The organism is Exiguobacterium antarcticum DSM 14480, assembly GCF_000685865.1.
GTDB classification, from domain to species: Bacteria; Bacillota; Bacilli; order Exiguobacteriales; family Exiguobacteriaceae; genus Exiguobacterium_A; species Exiguobacterium_A antarcticum.
Genome location: NZ_JMKS01000003.1, coordinates 41012 through 62348, shown reverse-complemented (window position 1 = coordinate 62348; position 21337 = coordinate 41012). Strand labels below are relative to the sequence as shown.

At 46.3% G+C, this 21337-nt stretch carries 26 protein-coding genes; all 26 read left to right on the top strand.

Features of this window, described 5'->3' with window-relative positions; translation table 11 throughout:
- The first annotated feature begins 82 nt into the window (after nucleotides 1-82).
- Nucleotides 83-331, top strand: coding sequence for a hypothetical protein (locus P404_RS0101350; RefSeq protein ID WP_026829811.1), 249 nt, complete (start codon nucleotides 83-85; stop codon nucleotides 329-331).
- Between the two features lie 123 nt (nucleotides 332-454).
- A complete protein-coding gene (locus tag P404_RS0101345) occupies nucleotides 455-964 on the top strand; it encodes a hypothetical protein (protein WP_026829810.1) in 510 nt (169 codons plus the stop codon).
- A 452-nt stretch (nucleotides 965-1416) separates the two neighbouring features.
- Nucleotides 1417-2016 (top strand): hypothetical protein, encoded by a 600-nt coding sequence (locus tag P404_RS0101335; RefSeq protein ID WP_236624224.1) that lies wholly within the window; start codon nucleotides 1417-1419, stop codon nucleotides 2014-2016.
- Between the two features lie 104 nt (nucleotides 2017-2120).
- Nucleotides 2121-2381: a hypothetical protein gene (locus P404_RS0101330; RefSeq protein ID WP_026829808.1), complete on the top strand. Its 261-nt coding sequence runs from the start codon at nucleotides 2121-2123 to the stop codon at nucleotides 2379-2381.
- Between the two features lie 49 nt (nucleotides 2382-2430).
- Complete coding sequence (gene terS / locus P404_RS0101325) at nucleotides 2431-3210, top strand: phage terminase small subunit (RefSeq protein ID WP_081809557.1); 780 nt, start codon at nucleotides 2431-2433, stop codon at nucleotides 3208-3210.
- Nucleotides 3197-4498, top strand: a complete 1302-nt coding sequence (locus P404_RS0101320) for a PBSX family phage terminase large subunit (RefSeq protein ID WP_026829806.1) — start codon at nucleotides 3197-3199, stop codon at nucleotides 4496-4498. The genes terS and P404_RS0101320 overlap by 14 nt, the downstream gene beginning before the upstream one ends.
- Nucleotides 4499-4510: 12 nt before the next feature.
- A complete protein-coding gene (locus tag P404_RS17240; protein ID WP_051590448.1) occupies nucleotides 4511-5953 on the top strand; it encodes a phage portal protein in 1443 nt (480 codons plus the stop codon).
- On the top strand, nucleotides 5934-6848 hold the full coding sequence (locus P404_RS17235) for a phage minor head protein (protein WP_051590447.1): 915 nt from the start codon (nucleotides 5934-5936) through the stop codon (nucleotides 6846-6848). The genes P404_RS17240 and P404_RS17235 overlap by 20 nt, the downstream gene beginning before the upstream one ends.
- 94 nt (nucleotides 6849-6942) lie before the next feature.
- Nucleotides 6943-7584 carry a capsid assembly scaffolding protein Gp46 family protein gene (locus P404_RS0101305; RefSeq protein WP_026829805.1) on the top strand — a complete coding sequence of 214 codons (642 nt, stop codon included), beginning with the start codon at nucleotides 6943-6945 and terminating at the stop codon, nucleotides 7582-7584.
- Between the two features lie 20 nt (nucleotides 7585-7604).
- The gene (locus tag P404_RS0101300) at nucleotides 7605-8573 is read left to right on the top strand and encodes a phage major capsid protein (protein ID WP_338083324.1); all 969 of its coding nucleotides are present in this window, start codon (nucleotides 7605-7607) and stop codon (nucleotides 8571-8573) included.
- A gap of 25 nt (nucleotides 8574-8598) precedes the next feature.
- On the top strand, nucleotides 8599-8847 hold the full coding sequence (locus P404_RS17230; protein ID WP_034773918.1) for a Rho termination factor N-terminal domain-containing protein: 249 nt from the start codon (nucleotides 8599-8601) through the stop codon (nucleotides 8845-8847).
- Entirely contained in the window at nucleotides 8816-9211 is a 396-nt protein-coding gene (locus P404_RS0101290; RefSeq protein ID WP_150111965.1) for a head-tail connector protein, read from the top strand. The genes P404_RS17230 and P404_RS0101290 overlap by 32 nt, the downstream gene beginning before the upstream one ends.
- Complete coding sequence (locus P404_RS0101285; RefSeq protein WP_026829802.1) at nucleotides 9211-9720, top strand: hypothetical protein; 510 nt, start codon at nucleotides 9211-9213, stop codon at nucleotides 9718-9720. Before P404_RS0101290 ends, P404_RS0101285 begins: the two co-directional genes overlap by 1 nt.
- A gap of 11 nt (nucleotides 9721-9731) precedes the next feature.
- Nucleotides 9732-10085 (top strand): hypothetical protein, encoded by a 354-nt coding sequence (locus P404_RS0101280; RefSeq protein ID WP_026829801.1) that lies wholly within the window; start codon nucleotides 9732-9734, stop codon nucleotides 10083-10085.
- Nucleotides 10082-10588: a phage neck terminator protein gene (locus tag P404_RS0101275; protein ID WP_026829800.1), complete on the top strand. Its 507-nt coding sequence runs from the start codon at nucleotides 10082-10084 to the stop codon at nucleotides 10586-10588. The genes P404_RS0101280 and P404_RS0101275 overlap by 4 nt, the downstream gene beginning before the upstream one ends.
- 14 nt (nucleotides 10589-10602) lie before the next feature.
- Nucleotides 10603-11607: a DUF3383 family protein gene (locus tag P404_RS0101270; RefSeq protein ID WP_026829799.1), complete on the top strand. Its 1005-nt coding sequence runs from the start codon at nucleotides 10603-10605 to the stop codon at nucleotides 11605-11607.
- A 12-nt stretch (nucleotides 11608-11619) separates the two neighbouring features.
- A complete protein-coding gene (locus tag P404_RS0101265; RefSeq protein ID WP_026829798.1) occupies nucleotides 11620-12027 on the top strand; it encodes a phage structural protein in 408 nt (135 codons plus the stop codon).
- An 80-nt stretch (nucleotides 12028-12107) separates the two neighbouring features.
- On the top strand, nucleotides 12108-12374 hold the full coding sequence (locus tag P404_RS0101260) for a hypothetical protein (RefSeq protein WP_026829797.1): 267 nt from the start codon (nucleotides 12108-12110) through the stop codon (nucleotides 12372-12374).
- A 185-nt stretch (nucleotides 12375-12559) separates the two neighbouring features.
- Nucleotides 12560-15247 carry a phage tail protein gene (locus P404_RS0101255; protein WP_026829796.1) on the top strand — a complete coding sequence of 896 codons (2688 nt, stop codon included), beginning with the start codon at nucleotides 12560-12562 and terminating at the stop codon, nucleotides 15245-15247.
- 1 nt (nucleotide 15248) lies between these two features.
- Nucleotides 15249-15824, top strand: coding sequence for a LysM peptidoglycan-binding domain-containing protein (locus tag P404_RS17225; RefSeq protein ID WP_051590446.1), 576 nt, complete (start codon nucleotides 15249-15251; stop codon nucleotides 15822-15824).
- Nucleotides 15825-15836: 12 nt separating this feature from the next.
- Nucleotides 15837-16196, top strand: a complete 360-nt coding sequence (locus tag P404_RS0101240) for a phage baseplate plug family protein (protein WP_236624222.1) — start codon at nucleotides 15837-15839, stop codon at nucleotides 16194-16196.
- Entirely contained in the window at nucleotides 16193-17047 is an 855-nt protein-coding gene (locus tag P404_RS0101235; RefSeq protein WP_026829794.1) for a phage protein, read from the top strand. Before P404_RS0101240 ends, P404_RS0101235 begins: the two co-directional genes overlap by 4 nt.
- On the top strand, nucleotides 17044-17970 hold the full coding sequence (locus tag P404_RS17220) for a hypothetical protein (protein ID WP_051590445.1): 927 nt from the start codon (nucleotides 17044-17046) through the stop codon (nucleotides 17968-17970). Before P404_RS0101235 ends, P404_RS17220 begins: the two co-directional genes overlap by 4 nt.
- The gene (locus P404_RS17985; protein ID WP_026829793.1) at nucleotides 17967-18569 is read left to right on the top strand and encodes a hypothetical protein; all 603 of its coding nucleotides are present in this window, start codon (nucleotides 17967-17969) and stop codon (nucleotides 18567-18569) included. The genes P404_RS17220 and P404_RS17985 overlap by 4 nt, the downstream gene beginning before the upstream one ends.
- Nucleotides 18566-18874 (top strand): hypothetical protein, encoded by a 309-nt coding sequence (locus P404_RS0101220; RefSeq protein WP_026829792.1) that lies wholly within the window; start codon nucleotides 18566-18568, stop codon nucleotides 18872-18874. Before P404_RS17985 ends, P404_RS0101220 begins: the two co-directional genes overlap by 4 nt.
- Nucleotides 18871-21333 (top strand): hypothetical protein, encoded by a 2463-nt coding sequence (locus P404_RS0101215; RefSeq protein WP_026829791.1) that lies wholly within the window; start codon nucleotides 18871-18873, stop codon nucleotides 21331-21333. The genes P404_RS0101220 and P404_RS0101215 overlap by 4 nt, the downstream gene beginning before the upstream one ends.
- Nucleotides 21334-21337: the final 4 nt, after the last annotated feature.

The window sequence follows — 21337 nt, the reverse complement described above, 5'->3', positions numbered from 1 at the left end:
ATAGTGTATTATTAACATAGTTACCAATACATCTTATCACATTAATGGTAAATTAAATACTTTTTTTGGAAGGGGTAGGAATTTGTCTAAAAGAAAAACAGGGGTTTCATTTTTAGGTATTGCTGCATTTATTTATGTATTTAGATATGTAAACGTTGCTTTATTTGCTATTGCTTTTAATTCTAGAGGGGCTATGAATGATTCGGCTCAAGAATATATGCCTAACTCAGGTATGCTTGTTATCATTTCTTTAATTATAGGAATAGCCTATATTCTTTGGGGTGAGTGGGATTCTTGGAAAGAAAAAAGACTTGATAAAACACAAAAGTAAATTAGGATTAAATGTAAATTTACATATTTAGACTATTGGAAGTAGGAGGCAGATGGAACAAAACTTATGTTTTGTTACTCTGTCTCTTTTTATTAGATTAGATTTATGAAAGGAATTTTTAATATGAATAATAGAAAAGAAAGAATTAAATCAATACTATTGGGTTCTTCTCAAAAGGAATTGGCTACTAAAGATATCGTTCTTGAATATAAAATCGAAGGAAAAGGTCTATCAAATAGTATATATGAAAAAGTATTTACTGAGATTCGAGAGGTAGAATTCTCCCCTAAAAAATACTTTTCTTTTCATCAAAAAACGCAAACAATCAAAAAAATGTATTTCAGATTAGGAATCCTAATTTTCTTAGTATCTATGCTTTTCTTTTTAAAAGATGATTTTAATTTTGGATTTGTGTTTTTTGGTACAATGTTATCATTTTTCGCCATTGTAATTTCATATGAAGTCGGACTTACAGATTATCAAAAAAACGAATATGATTTTTACTACGACCACATGAAAACAAGAATTTCAGAATTGGAATCTGAAGAAGAGCAGGGAAGGATCAAAAAACAAGAAGAAATAAAAGAAATAGAATCAATCGTTAATGAGAAAAAAAACGTAATACAATTTTGATACAATCTTGATACAAAAACTTGCTTTATACGTGATATTCTTTCCATGTAGACGAAGCGGGTGCGGCGAAAGTCGTGCTGTTCTACTGAATAACGATTACTCACATAGCGGGGCGCCTTGTAACGGACAGGGCGTCCTTTTTGTATGCAGAAGTATCCGGATGGGCTGATGACATCCCCGATCATTGTGATGATGGCTTCATGTCATTCCCCAGATGCATTGCAGCTGTCGTTCTCATCCGGATATTTGTTCATATAAAGGAGAGTGATTCTATGGAAAGCAAGCCATTCGTGATCTGCTGGAAAGTAGACAAGAATCGTAAGGACAAACGAACGGGAGCCGTCAGGAAGATTCCGCAAAGTGATTGGTTGAAGTATCTCTGGAAGAAAGAACTCGAGCGAATGAGATGATTCGCTTCTTGCCAACAACGTATGACGCAGCCAAGAGAGAACGTGAATCAAACACGAGGGCGGAGTGGTCGTGCGTTGTTGGAAGGAATAAGTAATTTTTCATCGAATAAGTGTAAAGTAATACCAAATTTATTTGATGGGAGTTTTATTTGTATGGAAAAATTGATTCATGGTTTGAAGCAACATTTTGATTTAAAGTTAGAAGAACGAGAATATGCTTCAGTTAATGGAATAACGGATACTGTAAAATCTGTTTTTAACAATCTTGAAGCAGCATTTGAAGGTTATTCAATTGGTGGAGAGCCGCTCGTTTGGTCGACTAATTATCCCGATGATTCAAATTTATCTTTATATGTAAGAACATTAAAAGAAGGTGATGTGATAAGAGAAGTTCATTGTTCTCAAACTTCATCTACATCTCGAGGACTTTTTACACTCGAATGTGTTTTACCTGATAGTTCCCTCGGTGGTAACAAAACAAAAATAGGAAGCATTGAGATTTTAGATGGTTATTCAGTTTTAAAGGAATTTGGAAGTGAACCTAATCTTGTGCAATCGTTTGGACTAGATGGTGGTGAGTCAAGATTTACGCGAACCAAATTTGAAGAATTTCTTGAAAGAGTATTAATGTATGAAATTTAAGAGTGTATAGCATCCTTCGGGGTGCTTTTTTTGTGCCTTGCAACGAGCTGATGGGGATCGACCTAGTCGGTTCGTTGGAAAGCATAAGAGAGAGGAGAATAGTGATGACCTCAGAACAATCAATGTTTCAGGCAGCATTAGCAACAGCGATAAAAAAACTATGGGAAGCGGTCAAAGCCTTCTTCCGAAATGTGAAAGAGAGAATGAGTAAAGTCGTTGCGGTATCGAAGCAAAAAGGCATCGTTAGAATCCCATATGAAGCACGCTACGAGCGGGACACATCTTGGTATGTAAATCGAGTCATTGCATCAGGGACGAAGCGTCAGGCACATCGAACGTTAACCGTACGCCGCAGGACCAGTTGATTGCGGAACAACACATAATTAAATCGAGGACAGACAGTACTCATGAAGGGTGGTGGTAAGAGTGGCTAGACCTCGAGACCCCCGGCGGGACGAGGCGAAGCGGATATGGATTTTGAGTGTGAAAGAGGGAAGAAACTTAAAACTCGTCGATCTCGCAAAACAACTCGAAGTCACTTCGAATACCGTTCGAAAGTGGAAAGCCACCGACCGCTGGGATGAAGAAATCAATCAAGATACGAATGAGAGCGCTCCTAATTCGAATGGGAGCGCTCTTAAACGTGTCCGCGGTGCGAGAAAAGGAAATACTCATGCGCAAGGCAATGCCGGCGGTGCTCCTGCCGGTAATCAGAATGCTCGTCTGCATGGGTTGTATGCGGAGTATCTACCTCAGAAGATTCGGGACATCATGGACGTCGTACACGACCGGAATCCCGCTGACATGCTGTGGGATCAGATTCAATTGATGTATGCGAATATCCTTCATTCGCTTGAAGTGATGTATGTAGAGGACAAAGATGATCTGTCGAAAGAACAGACTGAAGAAGGTGATAAGAAGGATGGCTGGAAAGTCATGTTTGCTTATGAGAAACAAGCTTCTTTCATGGCAGCACTGGCCCGCTCGCAAGGACGTCTCGACAGTATGATCCGCTCGTATGAACATCTGACGAATGGCGATGAAGAAAAACAGCTGCGGCTCGAGAAGCTGAAAGTGGAGCTCGAACGCCTCAGAAAAGAAGATGAACCGGACGAGATTGACGATGACGGCTTCATTCAGGCGTTGGAAGGAAAAGTGGATGAAGTGTGGAGTGAAGACCATGAAGACATCTAAGAAAGCAAAAGGGAATGTGTTCAAGTTCACACCGTTCTCGAACAAACAGATGAAGGTACTGACCTGGTGGAAGAATCGAACCGCTAAAAAACACGATGCCATCATCTGTGACGGATCGGTACGAGCGGGGAAGACACTCATCATGTCCTTGTCGTATGTCATGTGGGCGATGAGCTCTTTCAATGACGAACAGTTCGGCATGGCAGGGAAAACCATTGGCTCCTTTAGACGAAACGTCCTCAACCCGCTCAAGAAGATGCTCAGAGGTCGCGGCTACAAGGTCAAGGAACATCGTGCTGACAATTACATCGAAATCAGTAAGAACGGTGTCACCAACCGGTTCTATATTTTCGGCGGTAAGGATGAAGGTTCGCAGGATCTCATTCAAGGAATCACGCTTGCCGGTTTCTTCTTTGATGAAGCGGCACTCATGCCACGTTCGTTCGTCAACCAAGCGACCGCTCGTTGTTCGGTGACGGGATCTAAGCTCTGGTTCAACATGAACCCTGCTGGTCCATATCACTGGTTCAAGATGGAATGGCTTAATCAAACGAAAGAGAAAAATGCGCTGCATATCCACTTCACGATGGATGATAACCCGTCGCTCTCAGATGAAGTGAGGGCACGATATAAGCGGTTATACAGCGGCGTCTTCTATCAACGTTACATTCTCGGTCTGTGGGTCATGTCAGAAGGACTCATCTTCGACAATTTTGATGAAGAAACAGAAATCAAACGATTTGGTAGCAAGGAAGAAGAAACCAACTTCGTGGCCAGTATGACGAACCACTACATTAGCATTGACTACGGGACCCAGAATCCGACGGTCTTCATTCTATGGGGATTGCTCGGAAAGACATGGTACGCCATCAAAGAGTACTACCATTCCGGAAGAACAGCGGGCAGACAGAAGACGGACAAACAGTATTGTGATGACTTGGTGGAGTTCATTGGTGAGACAAAGGTTCAAGCAATCATTGTGGATCCATCTGCTGCATCCTTCATCACACAACTACGTCAAGCAGGATTACTGGTCCGCCCTGCACACAACGAGGTACTTGATGGCATCCGGAATACGAAGACGGCCATGATGAATGGCACGATCAAGTTCTTTGCAGGATTGACTAATCTGTTCCGTGAGTTCCATTCCTATGTGTGGGATGAGAAAGCAGGGCAACGAGGCGAAGACGCTCCCATCAAAGAACACGATCACTGCACAGATGCATGCCGCTATTTTGTACAGACAGTCGCCATGAGACCAATGGCTAAAGCTCTATCAGTTAGATAAGGAGGTGTTACCGTGAGTGGATTTGAAACAGGTGGAGGCATTACCACAGGCGCAACTTTACGAGTCTTTGATGTACCGGATTATACGAATGAAATCATCCGGCTCAAAACAGAAGGACCGACGCAGGAAACAATCCTCAAAATCATCGAAAAGCATTCCGGGCACCGAGCAAGGATGCTTAAGAACTATGACCGCTACAAAACGAACAGCCGAGGTATTCCTATCTTTTCTCGTCAACTTGAGCGGGATGTCACGACGGATCGTAAGTTGAATTTTGATTACGTGTCTGAAATCGTCGACATGAAGACCGGTTACTTTGCCGGAAGTGCTGCTTCATACAGCTATGACAAGGAAACACCGGAATTCAAAACGGCCAAGCAACAACTGGCTGACTTCTTCGAACGTAATCGTATCGCGGACATCAACATGGAGACGACGAAGTATTGTGCTATTGCCGGATACTCAGCGCGGCTCATCTACACCGATAAAATGGGTGATGATCGGCTGATGTACATCCCTGGCCATCAAGCTATTTTGCTGAATGAAGATGGAAACATCATCGAAACCGAGTTCGCTATCCGCTATTATGGCGACGAGAGCGGATATATCATCCATTTCTATGACGACACGACCCGGTATAAGTACCAACAGGACGGAACGGAACTCCGATTAATTGAACAAGCGTCACATAACTTCGCGAAGTGTCCGCTATTTGGATACCCGAACAATGATGAACTGATGGGAGATCCCGACAAGGTACTCGAAATCATCGATGCCGTTGACCGGACGCTCTCCGACGTGAACAGCGAGATTGAATCTTTTCGCCTGGCATACATGATTTTCTATGGAATCGACATCAACCAAGAAATCCTCGACCAGATGATGAAGACCGGAGCGCTCGGTATTCCAGCCATGCCAGGAGAACGACCGCTTGTTGATTATTTGACCAAGAACTTGAATGACAACGTGATTGAGAATCATCTTAATCGTTTGCATAGTGCCATTTATCGGTTTAGCGGAACACCTGACTTGTCGGATGAAGCGTTCAGCGGAAACAGCAGCGGCGTGGCTCTCAAATTCAAATTGTTCGGACTGGAAACGAAATGTGCCCGCTTCGAGCAAAAGTTTCGTGCTGCCGATACGCGGATGTGCGAGATTCTCGCCACCAAGTGGAAGGTTGCCGGCATTACGTTTAATCCGTTCAAGGTGATCAGTGAATTCAAACGCAATTTCCCACTCGATCTACTGTATGAGATTGACGTACTCAGTAAGTCGATGGGTGTCTTGTCTGAACAAACTCGCCTAGGACTTGCTTCCTTCATCGATGATGTTGATTACGAGATGAAACAGATGGAAGCGGAGCGGGATGCCATCGAACCGCTGGACTTGAATCAAAACAAAACCATTCCGAGTGTAGGTTCGGGGGCGACGACAGATGGAATCGTTTCAAGATAAGCAAGCAGCGTTAGCAAAAACAAACGCCAACCGACTCAGTCGGCAACAAACCGCTATCAAAAAGCAATACGAGGAAATGTTACAAGGTATCTTGCAAGATGTTTCCGGCTATTACACCAAGCTTGAACAGGGCGGCAAACTCACCTTAGAAGAAATGGCAAAATACAAGCGGATGGATGCACTGGTTAAACAGATTGAGTCGCAGTCTCGTCAGCTCACCAAACAGCGGCAGAACGCACTGGTCGCCTATTTGAAAGAATCCATGAAATATTCTTATGAATACATGGCGTATGGCATCGAGACCGAGACACTCGCTCGTTTAGGATTTTCTCAAATTAAGGGTGAGCAGATTTTAGCGTCGATCAATAATCCGATTCGTGGATTGACGCTCAACGAAACCTTAGAAAAGAATCGGAAGGAAGTTGTGTATCAATTACGGACACGATTGACGCAACAGCTGGTCAAAGGATCATCCTACCGTACGATGGCCACCGCTCTGAAAGATGTCGTCGAGAATGACTACCGGAAGGCAATCACGATTGCGCGGACAGAAACACATCGTGTCACGGAAGCAGGGAAACAAGAAGCCGTCACACGGGCCACTAATCAAGGCATTGTCATGAAAAAGAAATGGAACACGTCCCGCGACTCAAGAGTCCGCAAAACGACCAAATCAAATCATGTAGCGCTTGATGGTCAGACAGTCTCGAGTGATCAACCTTTCAATCTGGGCAAGGGCATTACTGCCATGACACCAGGACAATCCGGAAAAGCGGAACATGATATTAACTGCAGGTGCTTCGTAACCTATTCAGTCGAACGTGTCGAAAAGAAAACACATCAAGAGCTTGCAGATATGACGTTCGAACAATGGAAGAAAGATCGACTCAAATAAATTCATATGCGGCTCGATGCATGCGATACGGGAAAGATACGACATTCGGCTCGGAACCGGCTCGGTAATCGATACGCAAAAAGGAGAATGACACATGTATTTTAAGAAAATTTTACCGCTTCAACTCAATCTACAATTCTTTGCTGCTGATACAGGCGGGGATGGAGGCGGGGACGCTGGTTCTCAAGGCAGTGGAACTGACGGGTCCGATGATCAAACAGGTGACGATAAAGGCGACCAAGGCGCAGTCTTCACACCGGAGCAACAGGCTCAAATCGATGCCCTCATCAAAGCAGGTCAGGATCAAGTTCGCAATGACCTCGGCAAAAAGAACAAATCGCTTCAGGCGACAATCAATCAGCTCAGTAAACAAGGCAAGTCAGCTGAAGAGATTGCCGCTGACGCTCAACGTGAACTCGATGAGGGGAAGCAGGCTCTTGTAGCGGAAAAGAATCGTTTCCATGCTGTCCGACAGCTCTCAAAGGCAGGACTCGATGATTCGCTACTCGATTTTGTCGTCACGGCCGATGGAGAAGACGAAACGGTCCGGAATCAAACGACAGACAACCGCATCAAAACGCTTCAAGGCCTCATTGATAAGCAAGTCAAAGCACAAGTGGACGCTAAGTTCAAAGAGAACGGATACAATCCGGGCAAAGGCGCTGACAAAGGCGCGGGTTCATTCGAAGACTTTACGGCGATCATTGCCAAGAACCAAATTAAAAAACCACAATAATCGAAAGAAGGTACACATATATGAATAAAGTAGTACGAGCAAAATATCCGATGAAGTTGAACATCCAGTACTTCGCATCTGCAGCAGACACAGTACTCATGTCTGATTCTAAAACTGGATCAGTCCCAACTGAGCAAGCGAACTTGATCATGGCCGACATGGTCCAAGGCTCCGCTGTCATGGCGCTTGCGAAGAACGAACCGATGACGAAACCTAAGAAAGAATTCACGTACCTGGCTGAAGGCGTGGGCGCTTACTGGGTGGATGAGGGGAACAAGATTCCAGTCTCAAAACCAACATGGTTGAAAGCGACAATGGAAGCGAAGAAGCTCGGTGTCATCGTCGTTGCTACGAAAGAAGCACTCAAGTGGTCAGTTCCGACGTTCTTCAGCGAAATGCGTTCAGAAATTGCTAAGGCATTCTTGACGACATTTGATTTGGCTGCTCTTTTTGGTGTCAATTCACCATACGCAACAGGCCAAAACGTTTTGGCAGCGGCTACTGCAGCAGGAAACAATGTCCAATTCGATTCTGCCGGGGATGTATACCAACAAGTCAACGCCGTTATCGAAATGGTAGAAGATAATGACATCGATCCAGATGGAATCGCAACACGTCGGAAGTTCAAAGCGAAATTGCGTGGATTCGTCGATGGAAACGGTCGTCCGCTCTTTAACGAGCCACGTGACGGCGCAACGAACGACATCCTCGGTCTCCCGATTGCTTACATCAACAAAGCCGCTTTCCCAACGAATGCCGCTGCTGAATTGTTCGTTGGAAACTGGGATTATGCTCGTTACGGTGTTCTTCAAGGTATCGAATACAGCATCTCAGAAGAAGCGACACTTGAAGGTGTACTTGGGGAAGATGGTAAGCCAATCAACCTCTGGGAGCGGGACATGTTCGCAATGCGTGCTACGATGCACGTCGGATTCATGGTTCTGAAAGATGAGGCATTCGCTGTTCTCACACCGGACGTGACTCCTTAACCGAAAATTGAAAGGGTGAATTTCCATGAGTAATGAACTCATTAAGATTGAACGTAATGGAGTTGAGCGGGAGACGGACACGCGCCGTTTCCTTGCGTTCTTCCAAAAACTCGGTTGGTCAAAAGTCGTTGAAAAAGAGGAAGATGATTCACTCGATAAGCTTAAGGTCGATGAACTGAAAGAGTTGGCCAAAGAGAAAGGCGTTGAAGGTTACGAGTCGATGAAGAAAGCAGAACTGCTTGATGCATTGGCTGGTGATCAACATGACGCTTGATGAGCTGAAAGTATTGCTCGGTATTCCGCTCGATGATGACTCGCAAGATGTGAAGTTGGCACTTTTCCTTGAATCCGGATTACTAGCGGCACAGAAGTATTGTGACAAACTCGACTTCATGCAGCTGATTGATCCTATTAGCGGAAAACTCGAACTACCAGGACCGGTCAAACTAGGTATCTCGGAATGGGTTAAGTCTCAGCAAGAAATTGCGGAGCGCGGAACCGGAGTGACGTCTGAATCGGTTCCTGGCATGTCGCAGTCATTTGGTTCAGCAAGTGATCAGTTCACTGTATTCGCGACCGCTCATGCACATTGGGCACCATTTCACAGTCAGATTAAGTTTTATAAGGCAGGACGTTAATGGGCGTCAAGGTTAAGCGGGGAGATGGTCACGAACGTCTCAAAGAGATGGCGAGTGTCTCACGGCAACTGCAAGGACGGAATATCCGAGTCGGTGTCTTGGAAGAGGGAGAAATCGGGATGATCGCGTATGTCCATGAGTACGGCTGGGAGATCACCGTGACCGATAAGATGCGTGCCTATCTCCATTTCATCGGCATCCACTTGAAGAAAGAAACGACTGTCATCCGAATTCCGGAGCGGTCTTTCATTCGTGCCGGTTTCGACGCAAGAGAAGCGGACTGGCGAAGTAAGGTTGATGATATTATCCAAGGTTGTTACGACGGAGGAATTCCGGTCGATACGGCGCTAGATATGCTCGGACTGGATCTTGCCGGTCAGATTCAAGAGTTTGCCCGTGATCTTTCTTCTCCACCTAACAGTGCAGCCACGGTCAAACTGAAAGGCAGCAGTAATCCTTTGGTAGACACGGGCCGCATGATTGGTGCCATTAAGCACGAAGTCGATTAAGGAGTGACGCGATGCTCACGCAACAATATTACGCATTCAAGCGTCTGATCAACAAATACAGTAAGGACGTGCCGTACACACGAACATCGGAAGGGCAGCGGGATCCGGAGACGGGCGAGTGGTTGGAAGGTACCGCTCAAACGAAAACAATTTCCGCTGCCGTTTTTCCGGTCGACAAGAACACGATCTATGAATCAGGTGGACGTATTACATCCGCTGATTTGTTGTTATACAGTTTGAAGCCACTTGACGTACGCGGGACAATCCTGCACAAAGGAGCGAACTGGCGTATCGAACAGATGGGCGACCATACAGACTTTGCTGATTTTCACCGGTACCGCTTGACCAGGGAGGCGAAAGCATGAAGACATACGCTGATATGGTCAAAGGATTTTACGCGCCGCTACGTGCCGCTCTCGGTGTAGAAATCACGGAAACAGACACGGTCGGAGATCGTCCTGCTTTACCGTTTGCCTCATACAAGGTGCTTGCTCCTCGAATCGTTCAAAACGGAGCGATGAGCGGGTATCTGGAGCAGTTTGAAGAGGATGGACAAGCAAAGGAGCGAAAGGTCACGGATGTTGAAGCGACCTTCTCGCTCCATTTTTATGCCAAGTCGTCAACAGCGGCGTGGGCATTAGCCGGCAACGCGTTTGAATATCTTGATTTCACCGGACAGACGGAGTTATTACGCAAAGGATTGATCGTCGTCGAGTGTACCAATCCGCAAGACCGGACGCTGTACCTCGGGGACGCTTACGAATATCGTGTCGGGTTCGACGTTCGGTTCCGGGTGAAGGAAGAAATGGTTCGCATCATTGAGACGATTGAAGAAGTGGAAACGGAACAACTTGAATTTAGAGAATGAAGGAGGCTTTACACATGGCTAATGACGTGAATGTAACGATTGACGTACTGAAACCAAGCGGATTTACAACAGAAACATTCCCGCTGATCATCGGTGCGAAGACAGGCGGTTTCGCCTACAAGGTTTATGAGGGCGATGATGCACTCGATCTCATCAAAGTAGATTTTGCAGAGACGACAGAAACGTATAAACTTGCACGGTCCATCCTACAACAAAACAATCGTCCGGAAAAAGTGGCGATTGCTGGGTATGACGACACAGCGGGCACACCAGACGTCGTGTTCGAGGAAGTAAAAGGAGAGGCGTTCTATTACGTCCTCACCACTTCAGCGGACGTGGCAGAGCAAGAAGCGCTCGTCGAAGCGATTGATTTACAAGGAGCAAAAGTCGCCATCCTACGCGTCAATGACATCTCGGACCTCGAAACACTTGAGGCATCCGGTGTCAAACGGGCATACGTCCTCTATACGGATGACATCACACGTTATATCGATGGTGAATTTATCGGCGAATACGCTGCGGATCCGGCCGGTAGTGCGACGGCGAAGTTTAAACAATTCTTCGATGTTCGTCCGGTCAATGTCACACCGCCGGAAGTCGCTCGGATTCATGCTGCCAATGGTTCGACGTACATCGAAAAGTTTGGAGAAGCTCAGACGTCGGAAAGTAAGACAATTGGTGGCGAACATCTTGATGTTATCGTCGGGAATGACTGGGTCATCGCAAATATCGAACAACGTGTACAAGGTTTGTTCCTAAAAAACCGTAAAATTCCATATGAGCAGAGCGGTGCGAACCTCGTCGGGACGGCCGTCGAAACGGTTTTGCTCCAAGGTGCGAAGCAAGACATCGTTGCGGAAGACGTTGTTGGTAAGCCAATTTATACCGTCACAATCCCGAACGTCGATGAACTAACGGAAGCACAACGCGCATCACGCAAATTGACAGGTGTTAAGTTCACCTTCCGACTTGCCGGTGCAATTCAATCGGCAGACATCAAAGGACAAGTCAACTATTAAGGGGGTTAGAGCATGGGTAAAGTAGCATCTTTTAACGCAAAGAACTCAACGATTACCGCGGACGAAATATTCTTGACGGGATTCGGAGAAGACATGATCGAATTCGAACCAAACGAGGATGACTTCGAATATGAATCCGGGGCACAAGGTGACGTCATTATCTCTGAGACAAACGACGACACAGCGACATGTACTGTAACGTTGCAAGCAACGTCACCATCAAACAAACACATGATGAAGCTTGCAAATAGCAAAAAGATTTTTTCGTTTTGGGCGGTCTCTAAGCGGAACGGCATGACGGAAAAAGCAGGCGGCACACAGGCTCGTATTCTCAAGAAACCAACTGGAACGCTCGGCAAGACAGCGGAAGATCGTGAGTACGAGATCATCGTTTTCGACTACGTCAACGACATCGATTGATCAGAGGGTGGCTTCGGCTACCCTTTTTATTTTTCATCTATCCATAACACATATCCCACCATTCACAGGAGGAATTCAACATGTCATTTGAACAACGCAAAGAAGAAATCAACGGTACCGAGTATACATTCCAGTTCCCGGGCGTCCGTGCCGCAAATGAGATTGCAGACCGCGCGAAGAACGCAGACGGCGTCCTCATGCAGACGAAACTTCAAGAAGAACTATGGAAACACGTCGTCGTGGATCCGAAGGTCGATTTCGACTACTTCGATGAAAAACCAAAGGATTACCCGAAAGTGTTAGAGGTCGCACAGGAAGTGTTCAACGGACCCTTCGCGGGAAAGTGATGGCCATTATAAGAGGAAAGCGGAACGGGACTGGCTCATCTACCGCCCGCTCCTCGCGGAAAACTGCTCGGCGACGTACAAAGAACTCACGGAAATGAGCGTCGACGAGTTGTGGACTCTTAATGCCGCACTGGACATCTACAACGAGAGCATGAAGAAATCCACCGAAGGAAAGGGGTGATGGGATGGCTCGCGATACGGAGATTAATGTTGACGTCACGGTACAAGGCGAAGAGGGTCTGATACGAGCGGATCGTGCGTTGAACGATGTCGAACAATCGGCACAGGATGCCGGCAAAGCGATTGACACTACACAACGTGGCTTTGCGACAATCGGACAGGAAGCGCAACAAGCCGGTCGGTCGTTCACAAACTTTGGAAGTGATGCAGTTGACTCGACGATGACCGTAACACGTGGTTTTGATTCGATGGGACGTCGTATCCGTGAGGTCTATCGTGGTACATCCCCCGAAGCACAGCGCATGAGTTCAGAAATTCGTTCAGCGTTTGCCCAGCAACGGACAGCGATGAGCGGATTTAGGGACGATGCAATCAAGTCACAATATGCCTATTTCAAACTGGCTCAATCCAGTAAAGCCTATACGGGCACGACCGACGACTTCATCAGTCAAATTGAGAAGATGGGGAAAGCGGATAAGAAAGTAAAGGACAACATGATGGCATCGAACGAAATGGCAAAGATGTCCTTCTATCAATCGGTCGGTGCGATGATGGCACGATCTTCACAGGCATCTAAGATTGGCGATAACTTCACACGGATGGCAAACCCGATGTACAGCGTCAACAAGCCGCTACTTGGGATTGCCGATGGTTTGAATAAGATTGCCATGCGAGGTCAACCAGCAGCGTTAGCGCTAAAAATGCTAGGACCAACCGCCAACATGAAACAGCTGCAGGACATGACGATGATGATCAGCCAAGGAATGATGCGCTTTACGGCTGTTGCCTTGATTGCTGCTGTTGCGGCGGGTGTCTTTTATGGTGCTCTGCATAAAGGGGCAATGGAGACGAGCGCAACGTACGCAGCGGCATTTAAAACCATGACCTCCACGATCAGGCAAACATTCCAACCGCTCGTCGAAGTGTTCGCCGCTGTTATGACTCCTGTTTACAATTTCATCACCATGATTGGACAGATGATATTGAAGTTTCAAGAAGCACATCCGACCATCACGAAACTGATTTCTGCTTTCATGCTCCTGGTACCAGCGTTGACATTGATTCTTTCGCCATTAGCGGTCGGGATTGGTTTGTTTGGAGGGTTAGGCGCCGCATTGGCTGCCGCCGCTCCGCTCATGATGCCGGTCGTGACCGGATTTGCCGCCATACTCGGTACCGTGGCTTTAGTTGCCGTCGGAATCGTCGCACTCGGAGCCGCATTCTATTTACTGTGGACAAGATCCGAAACGTTTAAGACAGGCGTGATTACTGCCTGGAATGCCATCAAGGCCGCGGCACTCGCGGTATGGGGTTTCATTGCCCCGTACATTCAGCAAGCCATTACAGCTGTGACAACCTTTGTTCAAGCGAAACTTGTGCAATTACAAGCCTTCTGGACGGCAAATGGTGCGTCGATCATGGCAGCTGTCTCAAATGTTTGGAATGTCGTCCTCACAGTGATTCGTGCGGCAATGGTTGTCATTGTACCAATTATCCAAGTTGCCTTTATGTTGGTTAAATCCATCATCGTTAGTACGTGGAATGCAATCAAGAACGTCATCAACGGAACGATACAGGTCATCATGGGCATCATTCAAGTATTCTCCGGGTTATTGACCGGTAACTTCACACAAGTATGGACTGGCTTAAAAGCAATCGTGACTGGTGCACTCCAAACGTTATGGGGCGTCATCAATCTGTACTTCATCGGTAAGTTCCTTGGACCACTGCGGTCGTTCGGAACAATGGCGATGGGGATTGTCAGAAGCGCCTGGGCATTTATCAAAGGTGTCTTTACGAGCGGCGCATCGGGTATTGCTAACGTGATCCGGATGTACTTCAATATGTACCGCTCCATTATTACGGGTGTGATGAATGCGATTCGTTCCATCGTGACTGCTGTCTGGAATGCATTACGAAGCTCAGTTTCTGCCGCGGTTGGTTCCATTCGGGCATCGATACAAAGTGCATTCTCAAGTGCCCGAAGTATTGTCACGAATGCCATGCAAGCAATCAAGAGTGTCGTGACGTCGGTATGGAATGCAGTCAGGTCATCTGTTACATCCGTTCTATCCGGAATACTCAGTTCGGTACGTTCGACGTTCTCGAATATCATTTCAGCAATCACCAGTGCCATGAGTAAAGTCGGCAGTACCATCAAATCTGGATTCAATTCGGCTTTAAGTGCCGTAAAAGCAATCGGTAGTTCGTTCTACAATGCCGGTCGCGGATTAATCGAACAGATGATCGGCGGGATTTCGTCAATGGCCGGTGAAATTTCTAAGACGGTTTCTGACGTCGTTGGTAAGGTACGGGATTTCCTTCCGTTCTCGCCTGCGAAGGTTGGTCCGCTATCGGATCTCGACAAACTTGATTTCGGTGGTCCAATCAGTGACTCGATTGATAGAGCCTTCCCGAAAGTTAGCGCTCAAATGAACATGCTGATGGGGAGCAAGTCACCACAGCCGGTTTCACCGGTCAACGTGCGGCCGAGCACCTACCGTCCATCGATGGAAGCGTCACCCGCTGCCATTGCACGCAGTTCTTCAGCCAGCACGACGAACAAGAATAACATCACGATTCAAATCATAGAGTCAAGCAATCCGCAGGAGACAGCAAACTCCGTTCGCGATGCTCTCGATGAGTATTTCGCATCGATGGGACGCGTCAGTCCGCGGACGACGGAGGTGTAACATGGGTAAACTCGGAAGCTACACGATTGGCGTGATTGAAGAAGGCGCGAACTTCTCGGTTAAGGCGACACAATACCCGGTCGAGAAAGGTGTCAGTATTACCGATCACGTTGAGCGAGAACTGGAGACCTTCGCTCTCACCGGGAAGGTCACAGGGAAGAATGCTGCCAAAGCAGAGGAATACTTTAAGAAAATGCAATATGCCGGCAAGCCCGTCACTTATGTCGGACGGATGCGGCTCAAAAGCGTGTTGATCACGAACTTCACGAAAAAGCAGAACAATAAAATTGCAAATGGTTTCATCTTTTCGATGGATTTACAAGAAGTCCGGGTGGCAAAATCGAGCGTCGTCCGGAAGAAGAAAAAAGGGACGGGAACGAATCAGAAGAAGCCAAAGGGCAAGCCGTCCTCGAAAAGCCGCTATTACGTCGTCAAAAAAGGCGACACGTTGTGGGATATTGCGACAAAGTATTATGGCAAGCCGGATTACCGGACCATCTACAACTCAAACAAAGACAAGGTGCGTGATCCGGACCTCATCTATCCTGGACAAAAGTTTTTGATACCGTACAAGTAAGGGGTGGAACCATTGATCGTAGAAGATAACCTGTATTACATCGATATCGACAAGGACGCCATCCCGTATCGGTTTGACATCACGCTCGGGAATAGCGTTTATCTGATGGATGTTCGCTACAACCGTATGGCCGATCTGTTCACGATTGATCTCTATACGCAGGACGAGGACGTCATCACCTACGGAGAGCCGGTCATCTACGGCAAACCGCTTTTTTCAGACATGGCCGACAGTCGATTGCCGATTTCGGAGTTGATTGCGTTGGACGTGTCAGGTGTCGAGACGCAGGTATCCTGGGACAATCTCGGTAAGACCGTGTTTCTGTATGATTTCGCAGAGACGGACACGCCACCGGAGGAGGATGACGCATGAGTACAACCTTCGGACGCATTGCCAAGTTGAACGTCGCGGACGACATCTTGATTTCGATGAGCGATCTGCACATGGAGTATGAGATTACGTTTGATGACGACGTCAATCCGAACGAGTCTCTCATCAACGTATGGAATCTATCCGCCTCAACAATCAGTCGCATCCAATATAATGACAAACTGACGCTCACCGCCGGCTACAAGACCGATGGATCGGGCGTCATTTTAAGTTCTCGTGTTTCGACGGTCAATACGCGTCGGGAAAGCGTCGACAAGATTACGGCCATTAAGGTCATCGATGGACCGAACCTTGGTGGTATCCTGCTGCCGGAACGAAAAACGACGACTGGCGTCGGAAAAAAAGCAAAGGTCAAACTGACGCGAAAGAAAACCTACGGCAAGAACGTCACTGCTTCCCAAATCATTCGGGACTTGGTGCCACTGCTTGGCGTTGCCATAGGTAAGATTAAATTGCCAAAGGACATCACGTACTCCAAAGGCTACACCGTCAGCGGGAAAGTCGTCGTCGAGATCGAGAAGCTCGCTCGTGCATGTGGTGCAGCCTTTTTCATCAATAAACAGCGTTTGTATATTTGTCGACTTGCAGAAGCAGCATCCAGTACGACGTTCGAGCTATCGAGTGCAACTGGATTGATCGGTAGTCCGGAGCCTTATGAGAACGATAAAGAACGCGGGTACAAGGTTAAGATGTTGCTGCAGTATCGCATCACGACCGCATCGCTCATCACGATTAAAAGTCGAACGGCAAATGGGAAGTTCCGGGTCCGGCGAGGGAAACATGTGTTAAGCGGATCTGATCACTATTCGGAAGTCGAGGTGGTACGAGTATGAGTAGAGGTCTGAACCTCGTCGAAAACTACATTGAAGAAAAATTACTACATTTGCACACGCAAACTGTCGGTATGATCAAAAAAGTGAATGGTGACGATACGTGGGATGTACAGCCACTTATCCAAACAAAAGAGCTGGATGACGACGGTGGGGAAGACTTGCCGCTCTTACTCGACGTACCTGGCTTATTTCAACGTGTGAAGATTGATGGAGCGAAAGTCATTATTAAACCGGACCTCGATATTTACTCGGTAACGAATCCAGAAGCCATCATCAACGGTGAGAATGTCGAAACAGACGCGGAACTCCGGGAACGTTATGCAGCATCTCTTTCGACGGGTGGTGCCTCGACACTTGAAGCGTTACGGGCCTCGATTTTACGCGTCGCACAGGTCAAGACAGTATTGATTGAAGAAAACGATACGCTTAGTGAATTGAACGGCGTTCCTGGCAAGTCATTTTCGGCACTCGTCTATGGCGGGAATGATATAGACATTGCCCAGGCGATCTATAAAACGAAGCCGGCCGGTATCCAGTCCTATGGATCCGTGCAGGTGACGATTGCGGACAGTCTTGGTAACGATCATCTAATTGGCTTTGAACGGGCGGAAGAAGTGCCAGTCTATGCGAATATTACCTTGACGACGAACGAGTTTTTCCCGATTGAGGGGCTCGATAAGGTGCGGACGAACATCATCAAGTATATTGGTGGTCTCGACGAGGATGAGACGGTCTACAATGGACTGGCTCTCGGAGAAGATGTCATCTATACGAAATTAATTTCAGCGGTCCATGCGGTCGGTGGGATTGAAGATGTGACGGTCCAACTCGGAACGGTAGCGGATCCAACCGGTACGACGAACATTGCCGTATCGAATCGTCAAGTCGCTGTCACCGATTTTGGGAAGGTGATCGTGCAATGACATTAAAAGAAAAAATGGTTGCAATCCTTGCCGACTACTTCGATAAGTCGGAGAACTCGAACATTAGTAAATTATTCGGCATCGTCGCTGAGCAAATCGAGAAGCTTAATGAGGCATTCAAAGAGATTCAAGACTCGCGGGACATTGACTTGGCATTCGGGCAGACGCTCGACAACATCGGGACGAACTTAGGTGAACCACGAAACGGTATGGATGATCCAACCTACCGGGATTTCTTGAAGACATCAATTACGGCTGCCTTATCGCGTGGTGACATGGAAACAGTCCTCAGTATGGGCCGCGTCCTCTACGGGCAAGACGTACTCGGCATCATCGAGACGTGGGCGCTGGAGCGATATGATCATGAACCTGCAGGGCTCGTTATGAAAATCGAGAACACGCGGAATGATGGCATTGATCTAGACTACCAACTGCTGAAACGTGTCATGGCAGCGGGTGTCCGGCTTTACATTGAAGTCTACCAGCCACGTTCGGTCATCGCGATTCATTCGAGAGATGTCCTGAACGTTACACGCAGTGTCATGCTCGGGCAATACATGTCGGGCAACATGAACACGACAGGAGTGATTAACGGATGATCCTGATTACACCGAGTACAATGGAAGACTTGCGTGATTATTTCGCCGAACTTCCGGACTTCGGGCGGCTGTTCATCGAGGGTGAAGGCACGATGGATGTGTCAGTCTATAAGATAGAAAAGGAAGAGAATCGAGTCTCAATTTGGGTACGAATTCCATCAGGCGTGCGGACGGTCACGAAGATTCAAATTATTAAAAAAGACGGTGAAGTGATGCTTGAACGTAACGCGCCAATCACGAAACCAGAACCACGAAACGTTTATACACGCTTCGAGTTCGAGCTTGAGGAGGTACCTGCTACATGAGTGTAGATAATAACATTGATTTTAAGGACCATATCGTCGAGTATCCTAACCGATTTAAACAAACAGCGGTCGCACCTGGAATCGTCGAACTTGTTCCAACATGGATTGAGACACCTGAACAAATCATTCAACCCGGAACACCTGTCGACTCAGAATTATTCAAAAAACTGAAAGATAACGTTACCTGTTACTCGCAAACTTACACGGCAACGGAAGGACAAACGGTTTTTCCGGTGACGCATCCGTATAATGTAGGTCAATCACGAATCTCGGTATACATTGGCGGAGTAAAACAACGGGCAATTTTAGATTTCACAGAAGCGAGTTCGACTTCGTTTATTTTAAACGTCGGTCTTCCTGCTAGAACGAAGGTTGAAGCCGTGACAATCAGTTTTGTTCAGCCGCTCGCAAATGATGTCCAACAACAAATTGATTCGATTTTAGAACAATACGGGTTCAATGCAGAACGTATTGATTGGTTATCTAACACATTATCTGATAAAGCGGATAAGGAGTATGTTGATAACGTCACTCAGATTTTAGTCAGCGGATCTCCAAAGGGTGTGTATTCTTCACTTTCCGCTTTGGCAGCGGCATTTCCGAGTGGTAATAGCAACACTTATGTAACTTCCAATAACGGAAAATGGAACTTTTGGAATGGTGTCTCTTGGATTGCAGGTGGGGATTATCAAACTTCAGTAGTGCAAAACGCGACAAATGCAACGAACATCATTCAAAATGGAAATTTTGCAAATGTAAGTGGATGGGACGCAGTTTCTTCTTCAAATGGAACATTAGCAGTGTCGAACAATGAATTGATTTATACTGTCGTCGGACTTGTATCATCCTCAAGAATACAACAATCAGGAATTTACACACCTATTATTGGTCATAAATATTATGTTCGTGGTGATATTTATCCTAAAGTAGCAAATACCTCTTATATTTCCTTTGGAGGGGTAGATAGTAGCATCGCACCTCTTCCGAATGCTTGGAACAAAATTTCTAGGGTGGTAACTCCTATTAATACAACTGACTTCCGCTATTATCACCCAACGAATAGCGGGTATTCTGCTGGAGACACAGTTAAATTTCGTCGAATGTTAGTAGTAGACTTAACAGCAGCATACGGAGCGGGAAATGAGCCAGATATAAGTGAATTTGAAAATGTTTTAGGCAATCTAGCTAACAGTTGGTTTGAGGGTACGACCCAGATCAAGCCTGCTGTTTATCTGACACAGGCGCTACTAAATTCGAAGGTTGATAAAGTTTTCGGAAAAGGATTATCGACCAACGATTTTACTGATGCTGATAAAGAAATCTTACGGACGATAGCGAACAAAAAAATTATTAATGTTTCGGAGTTTGCAAACCTCCGTTTGGCAATGGCGGCAGCAGTTTATCCATCAGCCGATAATCGATACGAATTACGGATTGATGAAGGAATGTATGACTTGATGACTATGTATTCACAAGCAGAAATTGAAAGTACTTCATTTGTTGGGTTTACAATCCCCAATTACGTTAGCTTAGTAGGAACGGGGCGTAAAGAGGCAACCATCATCAAGATGGAGATTCCCGAAACATGGAAATTATCGACTATCCAACGTGTAGCTCCAGTCGCTTATCAAGGTAATGGTGGGATGCAGAATGTTACGGTCATTGGACGAAACTGTCGGTATACTGTCCATGATGATTACGGTTATCCTGATGCAGAGAAATCTATTAAAAACTGCACTTTTAAAAAACTAGCTGGATTAGGGAACAGCCAAGCATGGGGAGAAGGGTCGTTCAGCGGCATGAAGTTCTATTTTGAAGATGTCGAGTTCATCACTGAATACGGTCAAGCCCCTTATAGTACCCACAACAACCTGAATTTCGAAAGACCTTCTTATCATCGTTTCAAAAATTGCAAGTTCATCAACAGCGGTGGTTACTTTGGTATTCGCTTTATCACGCTTGCGAGTGGAGTGGTAGACAAAGTCGATATGGAAGGTTGCTATATTGATGGAATTATCAAGTGTGAAGAATATCAACCGGGAGACGGGTGTCTATTTGACATCAATATGCACAGTTGTTCGGAAGTTCCAATTTTGATTGATGCGACAAACGGCAGTCAACCTGTATATATGATTAATGAAGAAACCAAGATTGTAAAAAACTTTGAGTCAACAACTATTACTAAAGGAACACCTGTTATGTTCAATAATGATGGTAGCGTTGTGTTGCGACTCGGAACCAACGATCCTTCATTGATGATCGGAATTGCCTTGCAAGATATCCCTTCACAGGGAAAAGGTACTATTAAGACTAAAGGATATTTTTCTGTTATTGATACCGGTTTAACACTCGTCAAAGGGGATAAAGTTGGCATCGTTGGTGGATCTTTGTCAAAGGTGACAAACGGAGAATATATTGGGGTTGTTACCCGAAACGGTTTTATCAAATTAAAACTATAAAAGG

Excerpts from the sequence above, each read along its gene's own strand:
- P404_RS17220 (WP_051590445.1), top strand. The coding sequence starts at position 17,044 with ATGAGTAGAGGTCTGAACCTCGTCGAAAACTACATTGAAGAAAAATTA.
- P404_RS0101255 (WP_026829796.1), top strand. The coding sequence starts at position 12,560 with ATGGCTCGCGATACGGAGATTAATGTTGACGTCACGGTACAAGGCGAA.
- P404_RS0101220 (WP_026829792.1), top strand. The coding sequence starts at position 18,566 with ATGATCCTGATTACACCGAGTACAATGGAAGACTTGCGTGATTATTTC.
- P404_RS17235 (WP_051590447.1), top strand. The coding sequence starts at position 5,934 with ATGGAATCGTTTCAAGATAAGCAAGCAGCGTTAGCAAAAACAAACGCC.
- P404_RS0101345 (WP_026829810.1), top strand. The coding sequence starts at position 455 with ATGAATAATAGAAAAGAAAGAATTAAATCAATACTATTGGGTTCTTCT.
- P404_RS0101265 (WP_026829798.1), top strand. The coding sequence starts at position 11,620 with ATGGGTAAAGTAGCATCTTTTAACGCAAAGAACTCAACGATTACCGCG.
- P404_RS0101330 (WP_026829808.1), top strand. The coding sequence starts at position 2,121 with ATGACCTCAGAACAATCAATGTTTCAGGCAGCATTAGCAACAGCGATA.
- P404_RS0101215 (WP_026829791.1), top strand. The coding sequence starts at position 18,871 with ATGAGTGTAGATAATAACATTGATTTTAAGGACCATATCGTCGAGTAT.
- P404_RS0101280 (WP_026829801.1), top strand. The coding sequence starts at position 9,732 with ATGCTCACGCAACAATATTACGCATTCAAGCGTCTGATCAACAAATAC.
- P404_RS17225 (WP_051590446.1), top strand. The coding sequence starts at position 15,249 with ATGGGTAAACTCGGAAGCTACACGATTGGCGTGATTGAAGAAGGCGCG.
- P404_RS17230 (WP_034773918.1), top strand. The coding sequence starts at position 8,599 with ATGAGTAATGAACTCATTAAGATTGAACGTAATGGAGTTGAGCGGGAG.
- P404_RS0101305 (WP_026829805.1), top strand. The coding sequence starts at position 6,943 with ATGTATTTTAAGAAAATTTTACCGCTTCAACTCAATCTACAATTCTTT.
- P404_RS0101285 (WP_026829802.1), top strand. The coding sequence starts at position 9,211 with ATGGGCGTCAAGGTTAAGCGGGGAGATGGTCACGAACGTCTCAAAGAG.
- P404_RS0101270 (WP_026829799.1), top strand. The coding sequence starts at position 10,603 with ATGGCTAATGACGTGAATGTAACGATTGACGTACTGAAACCAAGCGGA.
- P404_RS17985 (WP_026829793.1), top strand. The coding sequence starts at position 17,967 with ATGACATTAAAAGAAAAAATGGTTGCAATCCTTGCCGACTACTTCGAT.
- P404_RS0101300 (WP_338083324.1), top strand. The coding sequence starts at position 7,605 with ATGAATAAAGTAGTACGAGCAAAATATCCGATGAAGTTGAACATCCAG.
- P404_RS0101260 (WP_026829797.1), top strand. The coding sequence starts at position 12,108 with ATGTCATTTGAACAACGCAAAGAAGAAATCAACGGTACCGAGTATACA.
- P404_RS0101290 (WP_150111965.1), top strand. The coding sequence starts at position 8,816 with ATGCATTGGCTGGTGATCAACATGACGCTTGATGAGCTGAAAGTATTG.
- P404_RS0101235 (WP_026829794.1), top strand. The coding sequence starts at position 16,193 with ATGAGTACAACCTTCGGACGCATTGCCAAGTTGAACGTCGCGGACGAC.
- P404_RS0101320 (WP_026829806.1), top strand. The coding sequence starts at position 3,197 with ATGAAGACATCTAAGAAAGCAAAAGGGAATGTGTTCAAGTTCACACCG.
- P404_RS0101275 (WP_026829800.1), top strand. The coding sequence starts at position 10,082 with ATGAAGACATACGCTGATATGGTCAAAGGATTTTACGCGCCGCTACGT.